The following is a 17,482-nucleotide window of genomic DNA, read 5'->3' on the forward strand; positions in this document are numbered from 1 at the left end:
AACACGCCCTAGTGCCATGAGACGCCGGCCGCTCCCCTCCCAAGAGGAGCGGCTCTCTTCACACGGGGCGGCTACTTCCTGCCGGGTGTCCAGTTCATGCCCCACCCGTAGGCGTGGTCGACCGTGCGCTGGGGGCTGACGCCGCGCTCGGGGACGAGGTAGCGGGCCTCGCGCTGGACGATGAGGTCGCCGCCCTGGTTGGTGATGAGGGCGAGCGCGCAGACGGTGGAGGGGACGGTGCACTCGTCGAGGGAGAAGTCGACGGGCGCCCCGTACTGGGGCTGGAGCGTGACCGTCGCGTGGAGGTCCGCGAAGGAGCGGGCCCCCTCGTAGATGGTCACGAAGATGAGGATGCGCCGGAAGGCGTTCTTCTGGTCGAGGTTGATGGTGAGGTTCTCGCCGCTCGACACCGCCCCGGTGCGGTCGTCGCCGTCGAGGTGGATGAAGGGCGGGCGGTGCAGCGCCCCGAAGGCGTTGCCGAGCGCCTGGACGACGCCCTTGCTGCCGTCGGACAGTTCGAACAGGGCGCAGAGGTCGAGGTCGAGGTCGGCGTGCATGGCGACGGCCCGGCCCAGCTTGCTGCCCCACCCGGTGAACTGTTTGCGCACCTCCCAGTTGAGGTTGACGCGCATGGCGCCGGATGTGCCGCCCTGCTTGGTCAGGGAGACCGCCGGGGCCTCCTTGGTGAGCGTGACCTTGGTGAGGCGCACGGGGGCCGGCGGCGCGGTGGGCGGGGCCGGGGGCACGGGCGGCGCGGTCGTCACCGGCGGCGGCACGGTGACGGGCGGGGAGACGGGCGCCTGCGGGGAGACGAGCGTGGGAGGAGACATCGGGGCCCGCGGGGACACCGGCGCCTGCGGGGCGGCGGCGTGCTGGGGTTCGTCCACGGTGATGCCGAAGTCGGTGGCCAGTCCTTCGAGGCCGCTGCTGTAGCCCTGGCCGACGGCACGGAACTTCCAGGCTCCCTGCCGACGGTAGAACTCGCCGAGCACGAAGGCCGTCTCGACGCCGGCGTCCGCGCTGTCGAAGCGCGCGACCTCGGTGCCGGCCCGCTCGTCGAGCACACGGATGTACAGGCCGGGCACCTGCCCGAACGTTCCTCCGTCGGCGGACGCCGCCAGCACCACCGTCTCGACGGCGGGCTCCACGCGCGTGAGGTCGACGTGCAGGGAGTCGGTCACCTGTCCGCCGATGTCCTGTTTGCCACCGTGCCGGACGGCGCCGGAGGAGTGCGCGGGCTGGTTGTAGAAGACGAAGTCCGCGTCGGAGCGGACCTTCCCCCCGGTCAGCAGCAGCGCCGACGCGTCGGCGTCCGGCACACCCGGTCCGGAGCGCCAGCCCAATTCCACGCGTAGCGCGGCCGTCGGCACCGCGACGTTCGATCCTTTCGGCATTGTCATGTCCGCCCCCATCAGAAGGTCACCCGCAAGGGTCATCGCCAGGCCGCGTCCCACGCAGTCCGCCCGAACCGTCCGGCCCGCCTGTCGGCGCCAAACCTATTCCCCCGACGCCCGAACCCCCAGAAGCCGTACCGAAAGATCAGTGGCCAACCCCCGGTAACCCGCCCGGAACTCGGCCTTTACACGATCACAGCCCTTTTCGCTGCCCTTTTTCGCCGAGTTCGCTCGCATTGGGGATCCAGCGTCACGGCGGACACGGAAAACAACCCTCTTATCGGTCTCCCCAACCAGCACATCGTGGGCTTAACTTATGTGCCATGACCTCCCCCCGCTCCACCTACGGCGGCGGTTACTACTCCGCCTCGTCCTTCGCGGACACCCCGATCTACGACTCTCTGGTCGCCGAGCGGGGAACCCCTCAGATCGCGCCGATCCGAGTCCCGGCCGCGTACGACACGCCGGGCAGCAATCTGCCCGCCCTCCCGTCGGCGCTCCCCGCGCTGTCGGCGGGCCCCTCGCAGCCCTCGCCCGCCTACGGTTATCCGCAGGCCCAGCAGCCGTCGCCACTACAGCAGGCGCCGACCGCGTACATCCCGCAGCAGGCCGGGGGTCCGCGTGGCTACCCCGGCGCGCAGCAGCCGCAGCAGCAACGCCCCATGGGCCCCGGCACGGGCTACGAGGCCATGCGCCCCGCCGCCCCGCGCCCGGCACCCACGGCCCCGTACCAGCAGGATCCGTACAACGGCCAGCAGTACCGCGGGTACTGAGCCGCGGTACCGAGCCGACTGAAACATTCCGCGTGGGGTGGTCACCGCCGTTTGGCAGGATGGCCCCATGGGGAATCCGTCACTGCACTCGATCCACGTCCACCCGCTGAAGGCGGCCCGGGGCTTCGCCCCCGAGGAGGCCGTCGTGGAGCCCTGGGGTCTGGCGGGTGACCGTCGCTGGGTGCTGGTCGACGACTCGGGCAAGGTCATCACACAACGTCCGCATCCGCGCATGGCGTTGGCCGCCGCCGGGCTGGGGCCCGGCGGCGGCGTCGTGCTGTCCGCGCCCGGCCGCGAGCAGCTCACCGTCGCCGTACCCGGACCGGCCCCGACGGTCACGGTGGAGATCTGGCAGGACAAGGTGGAGGCGGTCCCCGCCGACGCGTCCGCGCACGCCTGGTTCAGCGACTACCTGGGCGTCCCCGTCCGCCTGGTCCACCTGGACGACCCCGCGACCCGTCGCCCCGTCGACCCCGAGTTCGCCCGTCCCGGCGAGACGGTCAGCTTCGCCGACGGCTACCCGCTGCTGCTCACCACCCTCGGCTCGCTCGACGCGCTCAACTCCCTGATCGCCCACGGCGACCATCCCGAGGAGGGCCCGCTGCCCATGAGCCGCTTCCGGCCGAACGTCGTGGTGGACGGCACTGAGGGGTGGGCCGAGGACGGCTGGCGGCGCGTCGCCATCGGCGAGGTCACCTTCCGGGTCGCCAAGATGTGCGGGCGGTGTGTGGTGACCACCACCGACCAGGACACCGCCCAGCGGGGCCGGGAGCCGCTGCGGACCCTCGCGCGGCACCGGCGGTTCGGGGACAAGCTGGTCTTCGGGCAGAACCTCGTTCCGGAATCCCGCGGCACGGTTCGGATCGGCGATCCGGTGCGCGTGCTCGAATAGCCTTGCGGATAAGGGGTGTTCGGGTCGTGGAGATCCCCGCGTACGCATGGGAGTACCATCCACCTTGAAAATTCAACATCCTGGATTCGGTCGGCGGTCGGGAACACAGGTACCCGGCCCGGCCGTTGGGCCTTTGTGAGAAGTTCATGAGGAGGCCGGTCGGAGAGGTGATTTCACTCTCTCTTCACCGGTACCGCGCGTGGGCGTCCCCGCTGGGGGTTATCACGGACGCGGAAGGGGGCGTGGGACAGTGCGGGCAATCGGCGGGCTGGGCGCATTCGGCGGGCTGTGGCGTTGGCGCCACAATCCCCTGCGCCGGACGACCGATCTCGTCGAGGCGTGGCTGGCGTTCGCGGCCCTCACGCTGATCCTCGTCGCCGCCCCCCTGGTCGGCGCCGTCGTCGGGACGGCCACCCAGGGCTCCTTGCAGCAGTCCGTGCGGGACCAGCGGGCGGCCCGGCACCTGGTGGCGGCCACCGTCGTCAAGCGGGTCGCCGGCTCCCCGTTCGACCCCGACCCCGAGACGTCGACCTCCCGCGACCGGCACAGCCGCGTGGTCGCCGACTGGACCGGCCCCGACGGCACCGACCGGCACGGCACGGTCCTGTCGGGCCTCAAGGACCCGCGGCCGGGGGACCGTTTCGCGCTGTGGACGGACGCCCAGGGCCGCACGGTCGGCCGGCCGCTCGACAGCGCGACCGCGACGACCCACGCGGTCCTCGCCGGATTCGGTGCGACCGTCCTGGCCGCGGGCTTCATCGAGGGGTGCAGACGGCTGATCGTCTGGCGCATGATCCGCCACCGGTACGTCCGCCTGGACCAGGCATGGGACAAGGCGGGGCCGGACTGGGGCAGGACGGGCACGGGCAGCTGACGGCCTTCCCACTCCGGTCAACTCGCCCTGCCCGCGCACGCTACGGTGGACCGACCAGCCGAACTGTTCGGCATCGACCCGCGTTCCACGAGGTGGGGGCACAGCAACGCCATGGCACAGGGCACGGTCCAGGTGACGCACACCGGTACATCGCGGTGGCGGCGCCGCACGGGTGAGTACACATCGCTCGCCGCGGCCCTGGAGGCCGCGAGCGACGGCGATGTGCTCATCGTCGCTCCCGGCACGTACCGGGAGAACCTCGTCGTGCAGCGCGGGGTCACGCTGCGCGGCCCCGAGGGATCGCCCGGCTCGGTCCGCATCGCACCCGTGGACGGTGTGCCGCTCACGGTGTCCGCCTCGGCCGTGGTACAGGATCTGCACGTGGAGGGCCAGGACGCGGCGGCGCCTGCGCTGCTCGTCGAGGAGGGCACGCCCGAGCTGCTGGACCTCAGGATCGTGACCCGCTCCGCGGTCGGCATCGAGGTGCGCGGCACCGCCCGCCCGACGGTCCGGCGGTGCACGGTCGACAACCCCGCCGGGATCGGTATCGCCGTCGTCGACGGCGGGGGCGGGGTGTTCGAGGAGTGCGAGGTCGTCGCGGCCGGGCAGGCCGGTGTCGCGGTGCGCGGCGGCGGCCATCCACGGCTCGACCGGTGCCGGGTGCACCACGCCTCCGGCTCGGGCCTGACGGCGACGGGCGAGAACTCCGCCCTGGAGGCCGTCGGTTGCGAGATCTACGAGGTCCGGGGCAGCGGCGTCCAGATCACCGGGCGGGCCACCGCCCATCTCACCGACTGCGATGTGCACCGTACGACCGCGGACGGCGTCACGCTGGACACGGACGCCGTGCTCACCCTGGCGGACTGCCGCATCCACGACATCCCGGAGAACGCGGTGGATCTGCGTTCCCGCTCCGTGCTCACCCTGACCCGCACCACGGTGCGCCAGTTCGGGCGCAACGGACTGTCGGTGTGGGACCCGGGCACCCGCGTGGACGCCAACCAGTGCGAGATCTTCGACAGCACGGGCGACTATCCCGCCGTCTGGATCAGCGACGGCGCCACGGCCGTCCTGGAGTCCTGCCGGGTCCACGACGTGCCGGACGCCCTGTTCGTCCTGGACCGGGGGTCGCGCGCGGACGTCGTGGACAGCGATCTGTCACAGGTGCGGAACACGGCGGTGTCGGTGAGCGACGGCGCGACCGCTCAGCTCGACGACTGCCGGATCCGGGACGCGGCGACCGGCGCCTGGTTCCGCGACCACGGCAGCGGCGGCACCCTCAACGGCTGCACCCTGGACGGCACGCAGACCGGAGTGATCGTCACCAAGGGCGCGGACCCCACCATCGAGCGCTGCACGGTCACCTCGCCCGCCGAGGCGGGCTTCTACGTCTCGGCCGAGGGCCGCGGCAGCTTCCTCAACTGCCGGGTCACCGGCAGCGGGGGCTACGGCTTCCACATCATCGACGGCTGCCGCGCGACCCTGCGCAAATGCCGTACGGAGCGCTGCGCGCGCGGCGGTTACGAGTTCGCGGAGGGCGGCCCCGGCTCCTTGGGCGGCGGGCCCGTGGTCGAGGACTGCACCAGCGACGAGAGCGCCGGCGTGCGGCCCCCGGTCGCGCACGAGACGGCGACGCAGAGCGCGCCCCTCTCCCCCGGCCTGCTGGGCTCCATCCCCGGCCAGCGCACCGTCGAACCGCAGCCGCCGGCGGTCACCGCGCCCGCAGCGGAACCCGAGCAGCCGGCCCGGACGTCGAAGGCCGTGCTCGGTGAACTGGACGCGCTGGTCGGCCTGGACAGCGTCAAGCGCGAGGTGCGGGCCCTCACGGACATGATCGAGGTGGGCCGCCGTCGCCAGCAGGCCGGTCTGAAGGCCGCCTCCGTCAAGCGGCACCTCGTCTTCACCGGCTCCCCCGGCACCGGAAAGACCACGGTCGCCCGTCTCTACGGCGAGATCCTGGCGTCCCTCGGTGTCCTGGACAAGGGCCATCTCGTCGAGGTGTCCCGTGTGGACCTGGTCGGCGAGCACATCGGGTCCACCGCCATCCGCACCCAGGAGGCCTTCGAACGCGCCCGCGGCGGGGTGCTGTTCATCGACGAGGCGTACGCACTGTCCCCCGAGGACTCCGGGCGGGACTTCGGCAAGGAGGCCATCGACACACTCGTGAAGCTGATGGAGGACCACCGCGACGCGGTCGTGGTGATCGTCGCCGGCTACACGGCCGAGATGGAGCGCTTCCTCACCGTCAACCCCGGTGTGGCGTCCCGCTTCTCCCGCACGATCACCTTCGACGACTACGAGCCCGCGGAGCTCCTGCGGATCGTCGGGCAGCAGGCAGAGGAGCACGAGTACCGGCTGGCGCCGGGCGCGGGCGAGGCCCTGCTGAAGTACTTCACGGCGATCCCCAAGGGCCCCGCCTTCGGCAACGGCCGTACCGCGCGGCAGACCTTCGAGGCGATGGTGGAGCGTCACGCGAGCCGGGTCGCCCAGGTCGACGAACCCAGCACCGACGACCTGACGTTGCTGTACGCGGAGGACCTCCCCGACCTGCCGTGACGGCTCCCCCGCCGCCCGCCGCGGAGCCGTCGGGGCGCGGCCCCCTGGGGTGAGCCCCAGGGGGAGAACCCCACCACAGGTGTGCGGTCGGCCGGATGGGGCCGAGGGGCCCCGGCCGACAGCATGATCCCCATGACGCATCGCACTCGACGAGCCCTCGTCCTCGCCCTGTCCGTCTCGGCCGCCGCCACCACGCTGACCGCCCTCGCCGGCCCGGCGGCCGGCGCGCCCTCCGCCCCGTCCGCACTCACCTGGCGCCCCTGCGCGCAGCCCGGCGGCCCCACCGACCAGGAGTGCGCCGACCTGCCCGTCCCGCTCGACTACCGCGACCCCGACGGCCCCCGGCTCACGCTCGCCGTATCGCGGCTGCGCAGTGAGCACCCGGAGGCACGGCGCGGCACGCTGCTGGTGATCCCGGGCGGACCGGGCGGTTCGGGCGTCCGACGCCTGACCCAGCAGGGGAAGGCGCTGCGCGGGCAACTCGGCGGCGCGTACGACATCGTCAGCCTGGACCCGCGTGGTGTCGGCGGCAGCACACGGGCGAGCTGCGGTCTCCCCGCCGAGGACCGGCACCTGGTGACCCTGCGGTCCTGGCCCGCGCCCGACGGCGGCATCGGTGAGAACGTCGCACGGGCCCGGCGCACCGCCGAGGCGTGCGCGAGGAACGGCGGGGCCGTGCTGCGCAGCCTCAGCACCGCCAACGAGGTACGCGACATCGACCGTTTCCGGCGGGCCCTGGGCGAGGAGCGGCTGTCGGCGTACGGGGTGTCGTACGGGACGTACGTGGGTGCCGTCTATGCGCAGAAGTACCCGGAGCGGACCGATCGTTGGGTGATGGACAGCAACGACGACCCCGATCCGCGCCGGGTCGCGCGGCGCTGGCTGGAGAACATGGCACGGGGCGCGGAGGACCGGTTCCCGGACTTCGCCGCCTGGGCCGCCGACCCGGCCCGCGCGCCGGAGGGCCTGCGGCTCGCGGGGCGGCCGGAGGACGTACGGCCGCTGTTCCTGGCCCTGGCGGCCGAACTGGACCGTACGCCGCGCGAGACGACCACCCGGGGCGTGCCGCTCACGGGCAACCGGCTGCGTCAGGCGATGCAGCTCGCCCTCTACAACGACGCGTCCTTCGACAAGCTGGCCCTCCTGATACGGCAGGCCGGTGACCCGAGAGCTACGCCGGTCCTGCCGCCCGATCTGGCCGGGCCGCTGAGCGACGAGGACGCGGCGGCCGTGATGGCGGTGATCTGCAACGACGTGCGCTGGCCGACGTCGGTGGCGGCGCACGAGCGGGCGGTGGCCGAGCACCGCGTGCGGTACCCGCTCACGGCCGGCATGCCGGTGAACATCGGCCCGTGCTCCTTCTGGAGGGACCGGCCCGCGCAGAAGCCGACCCGGATCACCGACGACGGCCCGTCCAACATCCTGATGATCCAGAACCGGCGGGACCCGGCCACGCCCCATGTCGGCGCGCTGCGGATGCGGGCGGCCCTCGGCGACCGGGCGCGGCTCGTCACCGTGGAGCGCGGCGGCCACGGCGTCTACCTGGGCACGGGCAACGCGTGCGGCGACCGGACGGTGACCACGTTCCTGCTCACGGGACAGCGGCCCGAGCGGGATGTGACCTGCCCCGACGCGTAGGCGGGGCGTGCCCTGAGCGGCCCGGCCGTGCGCCGTCAGTCAAGGGGTGTCTCGGGGATCTGCACGTTGATCGGCTCTCCGGAGCGCGGGTCGACGGTCAGGCCCCGGCCCGGCCTGCGGTTGCGCAGCTGCGCCTGGGTGAGGCGCACGCCGAGGATGTCGCCCTCCATCACGCTCTGAGGGTCGAGGAGCACGCCCCGGCGGTGCCGCTTCAGGGCACTGAGCCAGCCCATGGCGCCCGCCATCGTCTCCCCGGTGACACCGGCGACCACACCGATGCCGCGGTCCCGCCCGGACTCGACCAGGGCGCGCAGGTCCTGGTCGATCTCCGGCAGGATCAGCAGATCGGCGTCGTCGACGAGCACCACGCGGGGCTCGTCGCCACGCAGCGCGGCGGCGAGTTCCTGTGCCGTGGGGGACGGCGAGGTCAGCAGGCGCACGCCCGGATGACCGTTCAACGCGCGCAGAGGCGACTCCCGCGGCGTGAGGACGACGAGCCGGGTGCCGGAGGCGAGCAGGGACACCGCCAGGCTCGCCAGCGCGGTGCTGCGGCCCGAGCCGGGCGGCCCGGCGACCACGAACGTCGGCGAGGAGCCCGCGAAGTCCACCCCGACCGGTGCGACGTCGTCGCCGCCCAGCCCGAGCAGGCCCCACATGGGCCGGCGCAGTTCCTCGGCCACCTTCTCGTACGCGTCCGTGAACGCCACCTTCGCCGGCAGCGTGCCGATCCGCACGGGCCGGCGGGCGGGGGGCAGCCCGGCGTCGCGGCGGGTCGCCTCGGTGCCGATGGCACGCAGCGCCTCCGCCTGCTCCTGCCCGGTGGCCCCGGGTGCGAGCAACGCGACCTGGATCTCGGTCCCGTCGGAGGTCCAGCCCTGTCCGGGCCTGATCACGTCGGGCAACTCGCGGGGACGCATCCCGACGACGTGGTAGTCGGAGCGGTCGTTGAGGCGCAGCAGCAGCTTGTTGTCGTTGAGCGCGGTGGCCCGCCCGGCCAGCAGGGCCCGCTCGGACGTGGCCACGACATGCAGACCCGAGGCGGCGCCTTCCCTGAGCAGACGGTTCAACTGGTCCATCTGCCGACCGCCGTTGTGCTCGGCGATGACGTCGACGAGTGCGTCCCAGCCGTCGATGAGGAGCAGTACGTGCGCCGGGCGGGATGAGACGGGGACGATCTCGCGGAGCTCCGACAGGTTCGCCGCGTGATGCTGGGTCAGCAGCTCTTGGCGGCGGTGCAGTTCCGCGTCGAGCCGGGCGAACAGGCGGTCCAGCCGCTCGGTGTCGCCGCGCGGTACGACCGCGCCGCAGTGCGGCAGCACACCCAGGGCCGACAGCGCGCCGCCCGCGAAGTCGACGCCGTACAGATGCACGTCCGCGGCGGTGTGGGCGCGGGCCAGCGCGCCGGCCATCGTCCGCAGCACCTGCGACCGGCCCGAGCGCGGGATGCCGATGACGTACAGGTGGCCGAAGGTGGCGAGGTCCAGCCGCACCGGCTCCTGCGCCTGGGCGCCGGGCAGGTCCGACAGGGCCCAGGGCACCGGGGCCGGGCGGGCGTCGCCGGTCGGCTCGGGCCGTGGCAGGTCGTCGACCAGCACGGACTGGCCGAGCGGGGGCAGCCACGGGCTGGGCTGCGGGGCGCAGCCGGTGAGCTCCGCCGCCTCGCGCACCGCTTCCACGAACGCGTTGAGGTCGGTGGGGACGTCGTCGTCCACGGCGGAAGTGGTGGGCTCGGCTTCGGTGCTCGGCAGGCCGACCGCGCGGCCGAGGCGCTGCCAGGGCAGTGCGGTGCCCCAGATCCGGGGTGCCTCGGCCCCGGTCGCCGGCCGCGGTTGCCGGACGGGCGCCGCTCCCGGCCGTACGGCCCCGGAGTACGCGGTCTGGAACGGGACGACCGTGCCGTGCCCGAGGCGGGCCAGAGCACGGCCGGGGGTGCTCGGGGAGATGCTGACGGCGTCCTTGGTGTCGATGACGTCCTGGCTCTCGGTGGCGTCGGTGACCCGCAGGGCGATCCGCAGGTTGGTGTTGGCACGGATGTCGGCGTTCACCACTCCGGCGGGACGCTGTGTGGCAAGGATCAGATGGATGCCCAGGGAGCGGCCGCGCTGGGCGATGCTCACCAGGCCCGGGATGAAGTCGGGGATCTCCCGGTAGAGGGTGGCGAACTCGTCGATGACGATGACGAGCCGGGGCACCGGCTCCAGTCCGGGGTCCCGGCGGCGCAGGGTCTGGTACTCGGGCAGGTCCTTCGCGCCGACGGCCGCCAGGATGTGCTCGCGGCGCACCAGCTCGGCCGACAGCGAGGTGAGCGCCCGCTGCACGAGGTGGCTGTCGAGGTCGGTCACCATGCCGAGGGTGTGCGGCAGCCGCACACAGTCCTTGAAGGCGCTGCCGCCCTTGTAGTCGACCAGGACGAAGGTCAGCTCGTCGGGCCGGTTGACGGCGGCGAGGGAGGCCACGAGGGTCTGGAGCAGTTCCGACTTGCCGGATCCGGTGGTGCCCGCGACGAGACCGTGTGGTCCGTCCTTGACCAGGTCGAAGGCGGCCGGGCCGTCGTAGCCCGCGCCGAGCAGCACCTCGGTGGACGCGGGGCGTCCGGCCCAGCGCGCCGCGACGGCCTCACCGGTCGGTTCCGGCAGGCCCAGCAGGTCGAGCAGGCCGACCCGGTCGGGCAGGCCCTCCGAGGCGTCGGGGGTGACGTCGTGGATCGGGGCGATGCCCCGCGCCAGGCGCTCGCACCAGGCCGGTTCGACCAGGTCGGGGCGGATGTCCCCGATGGCGGGCAGGCCGGTGCGGCGCAGGGTGAGCCGGTGGTTCTCGTGGCGGACCACCGCGGTGCACTCCTCTGGCAGGAGCCGCTCCTCGTGGTCCAGGCAGAGCGGGAAGATCCGTACGGACGGGCCTTCCTTGAGGATGGACACGACACCGGGGACGTCACGCAGACGTCGGGCGCCGTCCATGACGACCAGCACGTCCGGCTCGCTGAGCAGCGCCTTGCTCATGGTCGACTCCGCGGCCCGCTGCCGGGTGCGCAGGGTGGACACCAGCTCGGCGACCCGGTTGGCCACCGTCTCCGGGTCGTTGCCGATGAGGGTGACGGCGCCGCCGCGGGATCCGGGCAGACCGTCGCGGGAGTGCGGCAGCCAGCGGGCCCAGGCCCAGGACTCCTCGGACGTCTTGTCGGTGAGGACGACGATCCGCAGATCGCGTGGGGTGTGCAGAACGGCGGCCTGGGCCGTCATCCAGCGGGCCAGCGCCTGCACCGGGCCGGTCTCACCGGCCAGCCCCACCACTCCGCAGTGTTCGAGGTCGACGCTGACGGGCGCGTCCGGGATGGTCCAGTGCACGGAGGTGTGGTTGTCCTCGCGCGCCGCGTCCTCGATGCCGAGCAGGGACGACTGGCTGGCGGTACCGATGCGCAGGGCCAGGTGGTCGGGGTCGCCGCGTCGGCGCTCCCACAGCCGTCGGCCCGGGCCGACGGCCCACAGCCCCGCCATCGCCGGGTCGGGCGCGCTCTCGGTGCGCAGCCGCTGCTCGGTGACGACCTTCTGCCGGACGTCCTCCTCCAGCGAGGCCCGGCGCAGCCGATAGGTGCGGGACTTCTCCTCGAAGTCCTTGCGGGCCGTACGACGCCCGCTGACATGGTTCGCCGCCATCAGCATCGGCGACATGAACATGAAGAGCAGGTAGTAGTACGAATGCATGAAGAGCACCATGCCGAGGCCCATGAGCATGGGGGCGAACGCGACCATGAACGGAATGGGCCTGCGGTTGGGCGGCTCCGGCGGTGCGGGGAGGCGGAAGCGCTCCGGTTCGAGGTGCGGCAGGATGCGCGGCGGCCGGTTGTAGTCCAGTCCGCCGCCGCCCTCGGACGGCACCACCGCGGCGTCCCGCGGCGTCGGCTCGGTCAGCCGCAGCAGGTACGCGCCGAGGGCGAGCTCACCGCCGAGCGGCCAGGGCACCCAACCGTCGGGGAGGGCCCCGGCCCCGGTGGCCTCTTCCTCCGACTCGTCCTGGGTGTCCTCCTCGTCCTGCTCCGCGAGGGGGAGCAGGACGACGTTCGGTCTGCCCCGGTGCTCCGGCGGTTCCGGTACGGACAGACGCGCGCCGGTGTCCTGCGGCAGCTCGACGATGGCGGATCCGTCGGGGCGCACGGAGATCCGTATGCCCTCGGACGGAAGGCCACGGCCCTGGAGCGGTACGGCGGAGCCCTCCAGTGGGCCGATGCCGTGGGTGCCGACGCCGAGCGCGTACACCCGCCCCGCGTCCGGACCGCCCACGACCTGGAGTTCCACCACCGGCGAGTGGTCCACCCGCTGGGGTTGCGGCATGGCGGAGCGCTGGGGTCCGTACTGCGCGCAGGACCGGGGGACGGGCATGCCGAGGCCGATGACGCTGCCGTCCATCACGGGGGTTCGTGCCAAGGGGGCCGCGGGGGGCAGCGGGTCGTCGCCCAGGTAGCAGACGGGCGCCCGGTCCGGCGTCGATGCCGGGTCGTCGGCGCGCAGCCGGGCCAGGTGCTCGGCGATGTCGCGCACGGGGGTGGCGGCATCGGCGCTCAGCACGACGTCCTGACGGCATGCGGGATCGCCGTCGACGACGGTGGTGATGAGGAGTTTCATGTCTCCCCTTCGGGGGGTGGTTCGCGGACGGGCAGGTTGCGGTGCCGGACCGCGGCGGCGGTCTGCGCACCGCGGCGGAGCCTGACGGGAGGGTCACTCCCCGCCGGTGGACGACGCCTCGGCGGAACGGGACCGGGCGGTGGCCGGTTCGGACAGGAGGTCGGAACCGGCGACGGTCCGGGCCGGAGCGGTGGCCGGGGACCTGACTTCCTCGGCGAGCTCGGACAGCGCGGAGCTGTCGGGTGGCTCGCCCGTCCCGGAGGCCCGCTGCTCCGGTTCCGTGCGCGGCTCGACGGCCGACTCGATCGGCGCCTGCCGCGCCGGCGCTCGGCGAGCGCGGCGCCGGTCGGCCCGTACGGCTGCGGCGACGGCCCTGACCAGCGGGGCCGAGTCCGCGTACAGGTCGAGTTCCGGGGCGGTCACCCGGCCGCGGCCAGTGACGCGCAGCGCCCAGCTGTGCCCTGCCGCCGGGCCGTCGGCGAGACAGACGACGGTGCCGGTGGCGGCGAGCGCGCTCAGCCGCCGGGCCTGTTCCCGGGTGGGAGAGGCGCAGACCACGACCGTGATCGCCGAGGTGGCGGCCTCCTCCCCCGTCGCCGGGGAGGGCGTGTCCTCCAGTCGGCGCAGCACGGAGTCGAGCGGCTCCCCGTGGTAGTGCGGGTGGACGCCGTCCGTCACGGTGACCGAGGCTCCGCTGCCCGGCCGGTCCAGCTGAGCGGCCATGGCCTGGAGCAGCCGGGAGCGCGTGGCGGCATCGCCCTCGACGGTGATCATCCGGGGCCCGGCGGCCAGGTCGAGGTGGACACACAGGTCGTCCGCCATGCCGACGGCGACCGGCAGTGGCCGCACCCGGGCGCCCGCGCGGGGTGCGGCTTCCGGCAACGACTCCTCGTCGTCCAGGCTCAGACACCAGGACTGCCCGCCGAGCTCGTCCTCGATCTCCCACGGGGCGGGCGGGCCGGGCAGCCTGCGGGCCGCGATCTGGACGGCGGCCCAGCCGGGCTCCGTCCGCAGGCCGTAGGCGAAGGCTCCGGGCACATCGCCGAGCGCCGCCGCGGCCGCGTCCAGCAGTCGGCGTACGAGCAGACCGGACCGGGGGTCACACAGGTGGCGGGACAGCGCCCGTACCCCGCGTCGGTGGCGCCGGAAGGCGCGCAGCGGCTCCCCGAAGGCCCGGCCGGTCAGGGCGAGTTCACGGGCGACGCCCCGCCGGAAGCGGCGCCAGCCGCCCTGCTTGCGCACGACGTGCCGGAGGAGCAGGAACAGCACCAGGAGCACGGCGACGGTGACGAGCAGCGCCGTCACCAGCGACGAGTCGGGCTTGGCCAGGGAGATCTGGTGGCCCTGGGCCGGAGCGGGCGTCATGCGGCCACCAGCGCGTCCTCGGGATGGCGTCGGCGCAGCTCGCGCAGCGCGTGATGCGTGCGCGACTTGACCGTGCCCGGAGGGATGGACAGGGCGTCCGCGGCATCCGGGCCGGTCCAGCCCAGCACGTAGACGTAGAAGAGCACCTCGCGGTGCGGCAGGGACAGGCGGGAGAGGGCGTGCACGAGGAAGCGGCGGTGCACCGCCTGGCCGATCGGGTCGACGGGCTCGGCGTGCGACTCCAGCAGCTCCTGGTGGCACTCGGGGCGGGTCTGCTCGCGTCGCGTCCAGTCCACCACCAGGTTGTGCGCCACGCGGAACAGCCAGGTCCGGCAGGGCGACCAGTCCGGCGGCTGGTCCGCGCTGCTCAGCCACGCGCGCAGCAGGGTCTCCTGGACGAAGTCCTCGGCACGCTGCCGGTCGCCGCCCAGCAGACGGGAGACGTAGCGCAACAAGGGACCGTGGTGCCGTTCGAAGAGCTCACGGAAGGACGCGTCGCTCGTGGGAGCGCTCCCCGGGCGTCTGTGTGAGCTCTCGGCGTCTTGACAGGTGGTGGGCGTACTCATGTGGTGCCTCCCCCGGAACCGGCGTCGGGTCATGAGCCGGTCCGTTCGGGCGCCGCGGGCGCGGCGGGTACTGAGCGGGGTGATTACGGGAGTTCGGATGACGCCGCCATCACAAGCGGAAGCGGAAACTCCCTTTATGGCGGTGAGTCTATGGAGGTTTCCGCGAGCTTCAACCCTCTTTAGGTGAACGTGACGTTCGACCTACGCATACGATCAGGGCGAATGGGGGCTATGCCCCATTCGCCCTTGTTTGATCTCACTTGTTGAGCATCAGGCGGGGATGCCGCCGGCGATCTGGCCGTCCAGGTCGCTCACGGAGTGGGCGATCTGCTGGAACTGCTTGGCGAACTCGGTGATGTTGTTCACCGCCTGGGTCACCGAGGTGTTGAAGTTCGCGTAGGACTCGCGCAGCTTGGGGCTGGTCTGCGCCAGTACCAGGCCGTCGCCGAGCAGCGCCTCGACCTCCCGCTGGAGGTCCGACAGCTGGGGCACCAGCGTGGAGCTGACGGCGTTGTTGAGCTTGGCGGCTGTCGCGTTGACCTGCTCGTCGTCGACGTGGGTCTTGGCCATGGGGGCCTCTTTCTGTTGCGGCGCGCCCGGTCGCGACCGGATGGGCACCTGGGTGGTGGAACCGCCGGGCCCGCGACCGCGGGCCCCGGGGACCCTGCGGGCGCCAGGGGGTGGGCGCCCGCAGGGAGCTCAGGGGGTGGGCCGGAGGCTGTCCGGCCCTGGCTGGGAGAGATCAGCGCCAGTTCTCGCCGATCATGCCCAGAGGGGGTTCGTCGCCGTAGCGCTCGTGCTGGGTGATGGAGTCCTTGAGGTACCAGTCGCCGTACCGGTTCTTCTGCCAGACTTCCTGGATCTCGCCCTTGTCGTCGGCGACATAGCGGCTGATGCCCGCGGTGACGACGTGCAGGCCGGAGCCGTCCGGGTTGGTGTAGTCGGTACGCGTGGCGTCGCCGGGCAGGTTGGAGATCGTCTTCCCTGGCGAGAAGGTGCCGTCGGCAGGTTTCCCGGTCGCGTCGACCATCGGCTTGTCCACGGTCAGGTAGGCGGGCGGCCGCTCCAGGTACTCGAGCGGCGCCTGCCCGACGGCGGCCGCGTCCGCATCGGGGTTGTCCGACCCCTCCGAGCCCTCCGCCGGTTTGGCCTCGGTCTGCAGGGTCCAGTCACCGTCGGGCGCCTTGAGCCAGACCTGGAGGGTGTTGCCCTTCTCGTCGGTGACGTACCGCCTCTGGAACCCCTTGCCGTAGAACTCGTCGTTCGCGTCCACGTAGACCTTGGTGACCTTGCCGTCGGCGCCCTGGGTAGTCGTCACGGAGTCGCCCTCACGGGCGAGTGATCGGTAGGTCTCGGTGTACGTCAGCCCGTTCTTGTTGGTGATCGTCGTCGTCGTCTCGACCGGGTTGCCGTTCTTGTCGACCTCGATCTCACCGTCGGCGTTCAGCTTGTACTCGATCTTCGTGTGGCCGTTGCCGTCGTCCCGCTCGTAGGTGGTGGGTACGGCGGGCGGTGGGGTCTCCGCCGGCCCCTGCGGGCCGAGTTCGCGGTTCATGTGCAGCGGGTTGGGCTCGCCGCTCTCCGGGGTCCAGGCCGGCTTCTTCGCCACCTCCTCCTGCTCCTTGGCGTAGGCCTTCTGCATCTCCTCGGCCCGCTTCGTCAGCGGTTCCTGGTCCTTGTCGAGCTGCTTCTGCGCCTCTTCGGTCGCGGCCTGGTCCTTCCACAGGTCGTGCTGCTTCTTGTCCAGCTCGTCCCATTCGGGGGCGAAGGCGTCCTGTTCCTTCCGCAAGGCGTCCCGCTCCCGGTTCAGGTCGCTCTGCTCCGTCGCCTGCTTGCTTTCCAGGGCCTTCTGCTCGGTCTCCTGCTCCTGCCAGAGGTCCTGTTGTTCGCGCCGCAGCTCGTCCATCTGCTCGCGGGAAGGTTGCCCCGCGGTGAGCGCCGCCCGTTCCTTGTCCAGGGCGTCCTGCTTCGCCGTGAAGCCTGCCTCCAGTTCCGCACGCTCGGCCTTCTGCCGCCGCCACAGCTCCTGTTGACGCCGGTCGAGTTCGTCCTGGCGCTGCCGCAGAGGCTCCTGCCGCTTCTGGAGCTCGTTCTGCTGCTTGGTAAGGGCTTCCTGGCGCTTCGCCTGGGCGTCCTGCTCCTTCCGCAGAGCCGCCCGCCTCTTCTCCAACTCCTGCTGCTGTCGCTCCAGATAGAGCTGCCCGGGCCGGTGCCGCCGCTCCAGGTTCGCTGCCTCGGCCTGTTTGTACATGGCGTCCTGCCGCTGCTTGTAGGCCTCGTTCTCCGCCTTGATGTTCTGCCGCTGGTAGGCCGCCGCCATCGACGCGGCGCCGACCGCGATCTGCGCGTCGGAGTCGTAGAACGCCTTGCCGATCTCGTCGAGGAGGTTGCCCAGGTCGGTCATGACCTGCCAGCCCTCGGTGAACGCCTTCTGCCAGGTGGTGGAGAAGTTCGCCAGTTCCTCGGCCGTCTCCCGGCGAGGCCCGATGTCACCGGCTTCGAAGCTGTGCTTCACGCCCGCGGGGATATCCATTTCATCCCGGAGATGCCAGATGTGGCGGGCGAGCGTGTACATCAGATCGTAGTCGATCGAAATGCGGGTCACGTTTTCCCGTCCTTTCTTCCGGCATTCGGGCTGACGGGTCAGCAATGTTCGTGATGCCGAACAAGCGGTGGCGTCGTGTTCGATCTGTAGACGCAGAGACGGACCCGAAAGGTTCAAAGGAATTTCGGCCGACACCTTACTGACCAGCAGGTATGTGGTTTCGGTCACTTCATTGAACCGCTGATCCCCTTGAGCACGTC

Annotated in this window: 11 protein-coding genes; 5 read left to right on the plus strand and 6 right to left on the minus strand. The window is 72.2% G+C overall.

What is annotated here, in order from left to right; translation table 11 throughout:
* Positions 1-71: 71 nt before the first annotated feature.
* Positions 72-1,400, minus strand: a complete 1,329-nt coding sequence (locus tag SMA5143A_RS32095; protein ID WP_107466427.1) for a TerD family protein — start codon at positions 1,398-1,400, stop codon at positions 72-74.
* A gap of 317 nt (positions 1,401-1,717) precedes the next feature.
* Here SMA5143A_RS32095 and SMA5143A_RS32100 point away from each other — a divergent pair, with 317 nt between their 5' ends.
* The 5 genes from SMA5143A_RS32100 (at position 1,718) to SMA5143A_RS32120 (ending at position 8,127) form a co-directional block, all read left to right on the plus strand.
* On the plus strand, positions 1,718-2,167 hold the full coding sequence (locus SMA5143A_RS32100) for a DUF6643 family protein (protein WP_107466362.1): 450 nt from the start codon (positions 1,718-1,720) through the stop codon (positions 2,165-2,167).
* A 67-nt stretch (positions 2,168-2,234) separates the two neighbouring features.
* Complete coding sequence (locus SMA5143A_RS32105; protein ID WP_107466363.1) at positions 2,235-3,059, plus strand: MOSC domain-containing protein; 825 nt, start codon at positions 2,235-2,237, stop codon at positions 3,057-3,059.
* A 250-nt stretch (positions 3,060-3,309) separates the two neighbouring features.
* Positions 3,310-3,933 carry an Rv1733c family protein gene (locus SMA5143A_RS32110; protein WP_107466364.1) on the plus strand — a complete coding sequence of 208 codons (624 nt, stop codon included), beginning with the start codon at positions 3,310-3,312 and terminating at the stop codon, positions 3,931-3,933.
* Positions 3,934-4,044: 111 nt separating this feature from the next.
* Positions 4,045-6,489, plus strand: a complete 2,445-nt coding sequence (locus SMA5143A_RS32115; protein ID WP_181362100.1) for a right-handed parallel beta-helix repeat-containing protein — start codon at positions 4,045-4,047, stop codon at positions 6,487-6,489.
* A 132-nt stretch (positions 6,490-6,621) separates the two neighbouring features.
* Positions 6,622-8,127, plus strand: a complete 1,506-nt coding sequence (locus SMA5143A_RS32120; RefSeq protein WP_181362101.1) for an alpha/beta hydrolase — start codon at positions 6,622-6,624, stop codon at positions 8,125-8,127.
* A 35-nt stretch (positions 8,128-8,162) separates the two neighbouring features.
* Here SMA5143A_RS32120 and SMA5143A_RS32125 read toward each other — a convergent pair whose 3' ends face one another.
* From SMA5143A_RS32125 to SMA5143A_RS32145, 5 genes are all read right to left on the minus strand, one after another.
* Complete coding sequence (locus SMA5143A_RS32125) at positions 8,163-12,746, minus strand: FtsK/SpoIIIE domain-containing protein (protein ID WP_107466367.1); 4,584 nt, start codon at positions 12,744-12,746, stop codon at positions 8,163-8,165.
* A gap of 93 nt (positions 12,747-12,839) precedes the next feature.
* Positions 12,840-14,111: a hypothetical protein gene (locus SMA5143A_RS32130; protein WP_107466368.1), complete on the minus strand. Its 1,272-nt coding sequence runs from the start codon at positions 14,109-14,111 to the stop codon at positions 12,840-12,842.
* Complete coding sequence (locus tag SMA5143A_RS32135; protein WP_308812056.1) at positions 14,108-14,710, minus strand: sigma-70 family RNA polymerase sigma factor; 603 nt, start codon at positions 14,708-14,710, stop codon at positions 14,108-14,110. The genes SMA5143A_RS32130 and SMA5143A_RS32135 overlap by 4 nt, the downstream gene beginning before the upstream one ends.
* 237 nt (positions 14,711-14,947) lie before the next feature.
* Positions 14,948-15,247: a hypothetical protein gene (locus SMA5143A_RS32140; RefSeq protein ID WP_181362102.1), complete on the minus strand. Its 300-nt coding sequence runs from the start codon at positions 15,245-15,247 to the stop codon at positions 14,948-14,950.
* 172 nt (positions 15,248-15,419) lie between these two features.
* Positions 15,420-17,282 (minus strand): hypothetical protein, encoded by a 1,863-nt coding sequence (locus SMA5143A_RS32145; protein ID WP_107466370.1) that lies wholly within the window; start codon positions 17,280-17,282, stop codon positions 15,420-15,422.
* Positions 17,283-17,482: the final 200 nt, after the last annotated feature.

The sequence above is a fragment of the Streptomyces sp. MA5143a genome, from assembly GCF_900290235.1.
In the GTDB taxonomy this organism is placed as follows: domain Bacteria; phylum Actinomycetota; class Actinomycetes; order Streptomycetales; family Streptomycetaceae; genus Streptomyces.